We start from the raw sequence: 7,864 nt of genomic DNA on the forward strand, positions 1-7,864 counted from the left end.
TTCATGCACATGGCCGGCAAATTTGGTGGCAGAGGGGGCGGCGGTTTTGGCCCGCTCGGGCAGGGCGGTCGCGGTGGCGGGCGCGGCGGCCCGGGCGACATGTTCCGCGCCGGGCGCATGCTGGCCGACGGCGACCTCAAGCTGATCACGTTGTCGCTGCTGGCCGAGGCGCCGCGCCACGGTTACGACATCATCAAGGCCCTGGAAGAGCGCACCAGCGGCATTTACAGCCCGAGCCCGGGCGTGGTCTACCCGACGCTGACCTTCCTGGAAGAGGCCGGCTATGCCGCCTCCGCCGCCGACGGCAACAAGAAGGTGTTTTCGATCACCGAAGCTGGCCAGGCGCATCTCGCCGACAACCGCGAGATGATCGATGGCGTGCTCGACCATCTAGAGCGCTTCGGCCGCAAAATGGCCAAGGCGCGCGACTGGTTCGGCTGGAACGACGAGAGTGAAGAGGGCGGGCGTCGTGGCGGCCGGGGTAGCCGCGGGGATCGTTCGGAAGCGCGCGACGAATTCCGCGCAGTCCGCCACCGACTGCGCGCGGCTCTGGGTGACTTCGTCGACGCCCCGGCCGACAAGCAGGCCGAGGCGATCGCCATCCTCGAAGCCGCCGCCGAGGCGCTGGAAGCGCTGTCGCGCAAGTAAGCTCGTCCAGCCGACCGGACGCAGCCCTTGCCCGCTGGGCCAAGGACCGATAGTGAAATTCATCCCGCGTCACTCTACATGGTGCGGGATGAATGCTGTTGGAGGAAGCCCGATGTCTTTTCTGAAGCGTCTTTTCGGCGGTGGCGCCAGCGGAGCCGAAACGGCTGGACCAACAAGTGCAGCGCCAGCTAAGCAGGTCGAGCACAAGGGCTTCCTGATCAGCGCCACGCCCTACAAGGCGGATGGCCAATACCAGACGTGCGGCGTCGTCTCCAAGGAGATCGACGGTGTGGTGAAGGAACACAAATTCATCCGTGCCGACCGTTTCGCCGGGCTCGACGACGCCGTCGACATCTCGATCAAGAAGGGCATCCAACTGGTCGACGAGCAGGGCGACCGGATTTTTGGGTAGATCACCGCCACAGGTCCATGCGGGCCTTTGCGCCACGATGGACCTCTCGGTCCGGGTTGACCTACGACCGCCGGCGGATCAACTCGTCCTGGCGGGATCGATCGTCATCAGGCGGGCCCTGGCCTCGATCAGATGCCTTCTCGCGGCCCTTATCCGGCCGCACAATGCCAGATTAAGAGCGACGCCGCCTTCCTCGTCCAGCAAGTCATTCGCGCGCTTCAGAGAGTGCTCAGCTCTCCTTATGCGCAGTCTGGCGTTGGCCGCTTCGATGCTGTGAATTTCAATCATTGTGCCGCGTCCTTTGCGGTTCCGGTCCCTTCACGGATTAAACCGCCGCTGATCATATTGGTTCCGGTGCTGTGACCATTCTGCGGCCGCCGCTATTTCGTTGTGGTGTTGAATTCACGGTTCGCCGCATAATCGATAACGAAGGTGCCCTCGGGAGCGCGAACGCCCTGCTTCACATTCGATATAGTCACCGTTGTGGTAAGTCCCTTCTCGTCGGTGAGGCTCCATCTGCGCAGATCGAGCGATTTTCTGTCGAACACCATGGAGATGTTCGAATTGCCGAAAGCCGATCTGTCGGCCAGCTTGACGGTAACTTGGGCGCCGTCGTCTCTGATGCTCTTGAGGCGACTGCCGGAGAAGTCGACCTTGTTGTCGAGCAGCAGCTTCAGCGGCGTCTTCGAGAGAGCATAGAGCCGCGATGTCTTCAGTTTCCTGTTGTAAACCACCAGGGATTTACCATCCGCAATCACGCTGATCCCAGATTGGCCAGCATAATTGAACCGGATCTTGCCCGGGCGTTGGAGAAAAAACCTGCCATGTTTTCTTTCCGCCTTCGGGCCCGACTGCACGAAATCCCCTGACATAGATTTCACCGATGAGAAGTGATCGGCAATCGTCTTCGCATCAACCGGCGCGGCCGAAATCGCAATCGTGGACGCGATATTCAACGCGGCAGCGCCAACAGCGGCAAACAAGAAACCCGGCAACTTTTTGATCCGATAGGCCATTCGATTAACCCCCAAGCAGACGCGTGATCGAAGGAGATCACGCGTCTTGAGATCAGTAACCGTCCGGGCACCGTGCGACGTAAACCCGGCCGTACCGATCGCGATATCTGCACTGGCCGGCTTCGCTGGCGTGGCCGATGACCGCCCCGGCTATCGCTCCGACCGCACCGCCGACAACCGCTCCTTCCACAGGGTCTCCGGCCACCGCGGCGCCTACGGCCGCGCCACCCAAGCCGCCGACGGCGGCGCCTTGTTCGGTACGGGAGCACGCCGAGAGCGGAATGAGCAGGCTCAAAATGAGCAGCGTCTTTTTCATCGTTTCTCTCCTGAGGCTACTATTAGCCAAAGCTTAAATGCTTAAGAGAGCTTTTCGATCCATCGACCGTTGCCTGCCATTCAAGCCTGGCCGTGGCGGAGCCGCGCGCCTTCGGCTCAAATCGTACCCTCACTGGTGGACGGGTGCGCGAAGTCGTCGCTTGGTGCAAACGTTGGCCGTGGACTTCCGCACTCGCACAAGGGAGAACGGATGAAACAGAGGACAGGATCCGCGGCGAACCGAACGGGCCAGGCTGATTGCGCGCCTGGCCAGCAAGGTTTGGAAGTCGACCCGAACTAAGCCGGCTGCAGTTCCCTGCGTGGCAGTGGCGGGAACGCGATGGCGATGCCGACCGCGCCGAGCCCGATAAGAGCAGAGCCGATGAAAAGCCAGGAATAGTTGGCGTAGGCATCGAACACCATGCCGCCGGCAAGCGGTCCCAATGCCATGCCGAGGCTGGACAGCATGGTGGCGGCGCCGAACACGGTGCCGAGGATGCGCTGGCCGAAATATTCGCGCGCCAGCACCGCATAGAGCGGCATGACGCCGCCATAGGTGGCACCGAAGATAACGGCCAGCATGTAGAACTGCTCAAGCTGGCTGATCGACAGATAGGCGGCAATGACGATCGCCTGGATCGCCAGGCCCGCGATCAGCACCGGCTTGACGCCCAGCCGGTCGGCCAGCACGCCGTAGAAGAGCCGGCCGCCAAGGCCTGCCAGACCTTCGACACTGTAGATCGAGACCGCTGCCATGGGGGCGACGCCGCACAGCATGGCATAGCTGACCATATGGAAGATCGGTCCGGAATGCGCCGCGCAGCAGGCAAAGAAGGTCAGCCCGAGCACGATGAATTGCGGCGAGCGCAGCGCCTGGCTGACTGTCAGGCCGGCACCTTCGGCAACCGGCGCGGAGCCGGTGTCGACCAAGAGGGGCTTCGGCGGCTGGCGCACCAGCAGCACCACCGGCAACAGCAGCACCCAGGCGGTAATGCCGATGTCGAACATGGCGGTGCGCCAGTCATAGGCGGAGATCAACCAGCGGGCGAAGGGCGAGATCGTCATCGGCGCCACGCCCATGCCGGCCGAGACCAGTGAGACGGCAAGGCTGCGGTTGGTGTCGAACCAGCCTGTGGTCAGCGCGATCATCGGCGCAAAAAAGGCGCTTGCCGCGAGACCGACCAGGACGCCATAGGTGATCTGGAAGCTCAGCAGCGAACCGGCGCGGCTGGCCAGCACCAGCGCCAACCCGAGCAGCACCGCGCCGATCATCACGACGATGCGGGCGCCAAAACGGTCCGATATCGCGCCCCAGGCGAAGCCACCAAGGCCCATCACCAGGAAGTTGAGCGTCATGGCGCTGGAAATGCCGGCGCGCGACCAGTTGGTGTCGATCGCCATCGGCTCCAGGAATATCGCCAGCGAAAACATCGTCCCGATGGCGACACAGGACATCAGCGCGCCAGCGGCGACGATGACCCAACGATAGGAAAGGCTCATTCAAATCTCCCATGCCTAAAGGCAGCGCTGCGCGCTGCTTGCACCCGAAGGACGCCGGCACCGGGTTCGATCCTACAATCCGGTTGCATTTTTTATCCAGTTTGACGTGACGCCGTTTTCGGCAGCTCAGATCGGCAGTTCCGACGTGTATTTGATCGTCTGGCTGGGGACGTCGGTCTTGACGTTCTGCACGCCCTTGATGCGGCTCAGATGCTCCGACTGGAAGCGGCGGTAATCGTCGATGCCGGCTGCCACCACGCGCACCATGGCGTCGCAATCGCCGAGCATCAAATAGCACTCCATCACCTGCGGCAGCTTGGCGACTTCGGTGGCGAAATGCTCGATCGTGTCCTCATCCTGCGTTTTCAGCCAGATGCGGGTGAAGAAGGTGAGGCCCTTGCCGATGCTGCCGGGGTTCAGCACTGCGACGTAGCGATCGATGATGCCGGCTTCCTCCAGCAGCTTCACGCGCCGCAGGCAAGGAGAGGGCGACAGGCCGACCTCTTTGGCCAGATCGTTGTTGGCCATGCGGCCGTCGCGCTGCAGCGCCCGCAGGATCCGCTTGTCGATCTCATCCAGCTTCATGGCTCTAGATTCCATCTATTTTGAAATTAATGGCACTCAATGCCGAACCTAGTTGAAGTACAACAATATTCGCAACCATATTGCGGAGAATTGTGGGTATGTTTGCCGCCAGTGTCATGAGAGTTCAAACGCAGGGCAGCGGCGGCCGCGAGGCGCGCCAGTGGAGACACATGAGCATTTCACAGGCAGTCGAGGCGGCGGGCAATGGTTCGGGATCCGAATTCCGCCGAGGCGTGGCGTCCTGCGCGCCGGTGCTGTTCGGCACCATCCCCTATGCGCTGGTGCTTGGCGCCCAGGCCACGCAAAAAGGGCTGAGCACGGTCGAACTGTCCGCGATGACAGGGCTGAATTTCGCCGGCGGTTCGGAATTCGCGGCGATCCAATTGTGGACGTCGCCGCCGCACATCGTGCTCATCGTCGCCATCACCTTCCTGGTCAACAGCCGTCATTTGCTGATGGGTGCGGCACTGGCGCCGTTCCTGCGCCACCTGCCGCGGCGCAAGGTGTTTCCGGCGCTTTTCTTTATGTGCGACGAGAGCTGGGCGCTGGGTCTGGCCGATGCCAGACAGCGCACTGCTGCCGGCATCATGCCGGCCTTCAGCCCGCGCTACTATATGGGCGCGGCGCTGGCGATGTATCTCACCTGGGTGGTCTTCACCACGCTGGGTGCCTTGCTCGGTCCGATGCTCGGCGACGTCGGGGCCTATGGTTTCGACATGGCGTTCCCGGCTGTCTTCCTGGTGCTGATGCGCGGCATGTGGACGGGGATGGCGGCGGCGCGACCCTGGCTGGTCAGCCTGGTCGTGGCGGCACTGGTCTATCTCTTCGTTCCCGGCGCCTGGTATGTCGCCGCGGGCGCCATGTCGGGTCTGGTCGCGGCCTGGCTGATGGCGAGTGATGCATGATCGATGCAACGACCTTTTTCACCATCGTGCTGATGGCCGGCGTCACTTATCTCACGCGCATCGGCGGCTATGTCGTGCTGCGCAACCGCACACTCAGCGCCCGTGCCACGGCTGTGATGGAAGCTGCGCCCGGTTGCGTGCTGATCTCTGTCATCGCACCGGCCTTCGTGTCGAAGTCCCCGGCGGATATTCTGGCGCTGGCTGTTACGCTGGTGGCCGCCACGCGGCTTTCCATGCTGCCGACTGTGCTGATCGGAGTCGCTTCGGCGGGGTTGCTCAGGCATTTCATCGGCTAGAAAGGCAGCGGCCAGTTGGCTCAGAGGCTCTTTGGCCACTGTTGGGCGGCATGTATGACGGTAAGTATTTCGACGGCATCTTCGCTTACGCGATAGGGGACGATATATGGGATATCGGCCAAAACGAGTTCTCGCGTCGCCTTGATGCGTCCAACGCGACCCATAGCCGGCTGTTCGGTAAGCAACTCCGCTGCGGACAAGATGCGCCCAATGACACGGGCGGCAGCTTCGGGACTGTCTTTCTCGATATGCGCGCCGATTTCGCCAAGCCGACGCAAAGCCCGCTTGGTCCAACGGATTGTCTTGCGGCTCATGGATCAGCCGGCGGGCTTGACGTATTTCCCGATCACGGCGGCCAACTCTTGTTCGCTGGCGAACTCACCGCGCTCGGCCTCGGCCAATCCGGCCTCTATCTCAGCGAGTTGCCACTCTTGACGAGCTACAAAGTCTTCGATGGCCTTGGCGGCCACATAAGAGCGCGAGCGATCGAGCTTTTCGGCAAGTTGGTCGAGCCTGTTTGTCGTGTCGTCGGGGAGGCGTACGGTGAAAGCCGTCATGGTTTCGATCCACTTGGTTCATTGTGATTGTGAGTGAACCAAGGTGGATCGTCAAGTCACACCCAAAGGACTCTGGTCGCTTCGCGCTGTTTACTGTCAGGAAAACAAGCGGGGAGCGCATTGAAAAAGGGCGGGCGCCAAGCGCCTGCCCTCCAATTTAAGTCTTTTCCCTATGCGGCAGCCGCGACACCCTGGCTGGCTGCCACCACGGCATCGACCTTGGCGGTCGCCTTGGCGAGCGCTGCGGTCACCGCGTCAGGACCCATGCCGACGCCTTCGATACGGATGACATCGACATCGGTCATGCCGAGGAAGCCGAGCACGCCGCGCAGGTAGGGAATGGCGTGATCGAACTGCACGGCCGCACCTTCGGAATAGATGCCGCCCGAAGCCAGCACGATATAGACCTTCTTGCCGGTGACGAGACCCTTGGGGCCGTTCTCGCCATAGGAAAAGCTCTTGCCGGAACGAGAGATATGATCGACCCAGGACTTCAGCGTCGAGGAGATGTTGAAGTTGATGAAGCCTGTGGCCAGGATCACGGTGTCGGCAGCAAACAGCTCGTCGAGCACGACATCGGAGACGCCGACGACCTCAGCCTGGCGCGCAGTGCGCGCTTCCGCCGGCACGTAGATGCCGCTCGCGTAGTCGGCGTCGATATGAGGGAGCGGATTGGCGACGAGGTCGCGCACGACGAGCGTGTTCGACGGATCGGCGGCGACGAGCTTTTCAGCGAATTCGGTAGCGATGCGGGTCGAATGGGAGGCGGCGCCGCGCGGGCTCGAAGTGATGAGAAGAATGGACATTTTGGGCTCTCCAGCGGTTGGAATGATTTGTCCCGCCAGATATGGGACTTTCGATCCATTCAATAAACTGGTATACTTTCTATACGATCCATCTATAAGTTAGATATCACGATGCGGCCCAATCCGACGCTCGATCAACTTCAGATCTTTGTGACAGTCGCCGAAGCCGGCAGCTTCTCGGCCGCCGGCCGCAGGCTCAACCGGGCACAGTCCGTCATCAGCTACGGCATAGCCAATCTCGAGGCGCAGCTGGGGCTGAAACTGTTCGAGCGCGAGGGTACCCGCGAGCCGCAACTGACCGAGATCGGCCGGGCGATGCTGGAGGATGCGCGGCGCATGATCGGTGTGCTGCAGCGCATCCGCTCGCGCGTCGACGGCCATCATCAAGGGCTCGAGGCTGAAGTCGCGCTGTCGGTCGACGCAGCGTTGCCGTCGCCGGTGCTGGTGCGGGTGCTGAAGGCGTTCGAGGCGCAGTTTCCGACCGTGATGCTGCGCCTGCATATCGGTACGCTCGGCCTGATCCCCGATCATGTCGTCAGCGGGCAGGCCGACCTTGGCATTGGCGGCCTGCTGGGCGATGTCGATGTGCATCTCGTGCGCATCGGCTTCATGTCGATCGTGCTGGCCGCCGCGCCCAGCCATCCGCTGGCCCTGCTGCCGAAGCCGGTGGCGATCGAGGATGCGCGCGAACACACGCAGCTTGTCGTCACCGACCAGTCGGAGCGCACCAAGGGGCGCGACTTCGGCGTCTTCGCCTACCGCACCTGGCGGCTGACGGATGTGCGCACCAAGCATATGCTGATGCGCGAGGGGCTGGGTTGGGG

General features: G+C 62.2%; 13 protein-coding genes. 5 read left to right on the forward strand and 8 right to left on the reverse strand.

Translation table 11 applies throughout. The annotated features are described in order from the left end of the window. Both EN906_RS15225 and EN906_RS15230 read left to right on the forward strand, forming a co-directional pair. A partial coding sequence (locus EN906_RS15225) for a PadR family transcriptional regulator (RefSeq protein WP_245484257.1) occupies positions 1-648 on the forward strand: 648 nt, incomplete at its 5' end. A gap of 112 nt (positions 649-760) precedes the next feature. Further along, positions 761-1,060, forward strand: a complete 300-nt coding sequence (locus EN906_RS15230) for an HlyU family transcriptional regulator (protein WP_127268097.1) — start codon at positions 761-763, stop codon at positions 1,058-1,060. Positions 1,061-1,138: 78 nt separating this feature from the next. On the opposite strand, the gene EN906_RS15235 is transcribed toward EN906_RS15230, so the two are convergent. From EN906_RS15235 to EN906_RS15255, 5 genes are all read right to left on the reverse strand, one after another. After that, positions 1,139-1,348 (reverse strand): hypothetical protein, encoded by a 210-nt coding sequence (locus EN906_RS15235; RefSeq protein ID WP_127268098.1) that lies wholly within the window; start codon positions 1,346-1,348, stop codon positions 1,139-1,141. A 92-nt stretch (positions 1,349-1,440) separates the two neighbouring features. Beyond that, entirely contained in the window at positions 1,441-2,076 is a 636-nt protein-coding gene (locus tag EN906_RS15240; RefSeq protein ID WP_127268099.1) for an outer membrane lipoprotein carrier protein LolA, read from the reverse strand. Between the two features lie 52 nt (positions 2,077-2,128). Next, positions 2,129-2,392: a YMGG-like glycine zipper-containing protein gene (locus EN906_RS15245; RefSeq protein ID WP_127268100.1), complete on the reverse strand. Its 264-nt coding sequence runs from the start codon at positions 2,390-2,392 to the stop codon at positions 2,129-2,131. Between the two features lie 296 nt (positions 2,393-2,688). Beyond that, positions 2,689-3,891: an MFS transporter gene (locus EN906_RS15250; protein ID WP_127271347.1), complete on the reverse strand. Its 1,203-nt coding sequence runs from the start codon at positions 3,889-3,891 to the stop codon at positions 2,689-2,691. A 126-nt stretch (positions 3,892-4,017) separates the two neighbouring features. Beyond that, positions 4,018-4,476: an Lrp/AsnC family transcriptional regulator gene (locus EN906_RS15255; protein WP_127268102.1), complete on the reverse strand. Its 459-nt coding sequence runs from the start codon at positions 4,474-4,476 to the stop codon at positions 4,018-4,020. 170 nt (positions 4,477-4,646) lie between these two features. Between EN906_RS15255 and EN906_RS15260 the strand changes: the two genes are divergently transcribed. Together EN906_RS15260 and EN906_RS15265 are read left to right on the forward strand one after the other, a co-directional pair. Further along, positions 4,647-5,381, forward strand: a complete 735-nt coding sequence (locus EN906_RS15260; RefSeq protein ID WP_127268103.1) for an AzlC family ABC transporter permease — start codon at positions 4,647-4,649, stop codon at positions 5,379-5,381. Next, the gene (locus tag EN906_RS15265; RefSeq protein WP_127268104.1) at positions 5,378-5,677 is read left to right on the forward strand and encodes an AzlD family protein; all 300 of its coding nucleotides are present in this window, start codon (positions 5,378-5,380) and stop codon (positions 5,675-5,677) included. The genes EN906_RS15260 and EN906_RS15265 overlap by 4 nt, the downstream gene beginning before the upstream one ends. A 20-nt stretch (positions 5,678-5,697) precedes the next feature. Here the strand turns inward: EN906_RS15265 and EN906_RS15270 are convergent, their stop codons facing one another. The 3 genes from EN906_RS15270 to EN906_RS15280 form a co-directional block, all read right to left on the reverse strand. Then, a complete protein-coding gene (locus EN906_RS15270) occupies positions 5,698-5,991 on the reverse strand; it encodes a type II toxin-antitoxin system RelE/ParE family toxin (RefSeq protein WP_127268105.1) in 294 nt (97 codons plus the stop codon). A 3-nt stretch (positions 5,992-5,994) separates the two neighbouring features. Further along, positions 5,995-6,234, reverse strand: a complete 240-nt coding sequence (locus EN906_RS15275; protein WP_127256140.1) for a CopG family ribbon-helix-helix protein — start codon at positions 6,232-6,234, stop codon at positions 5,995-5,997. Between the two features lie 170 nt (positions 6,235-6,404). After that, a complete protein-coding gene (locus tag EN906_RS15280; RefSeq protein ID WP_127268106.1) occupies positions 6,405-7,040 on the reverse strand; it encodes an FMN-dependent NADH-azoreductase in 636 nt (211 codons plus the stop codon). A gap of 111 nt (positions 7,041-7,151) precedes the next feature. Between EN906_RS15280 and EN906_RS15285 the strand changes: the two genes are divergently transcribed. After that, a partial coding sequence (locus tag EN906_RS15285) for a LysR family transcriptional regulator (RefSeq protein WP_164773357.1) occupies positions 7,152-7,864 on the forward strand: 713 nt, incomplete at its 3' end.

The sequence above is a fragment of the Mesorhizobium sp. M7A.F.Ca.CA.004.06.1.1 genome (genome assembly GCF_003999135.1).
Classification (GTDB): Bacteria; Pseudomonadota; Alphaproteobacteria; order Rhizobiales; family Rhizobiaceae; genus Mesorhizobium.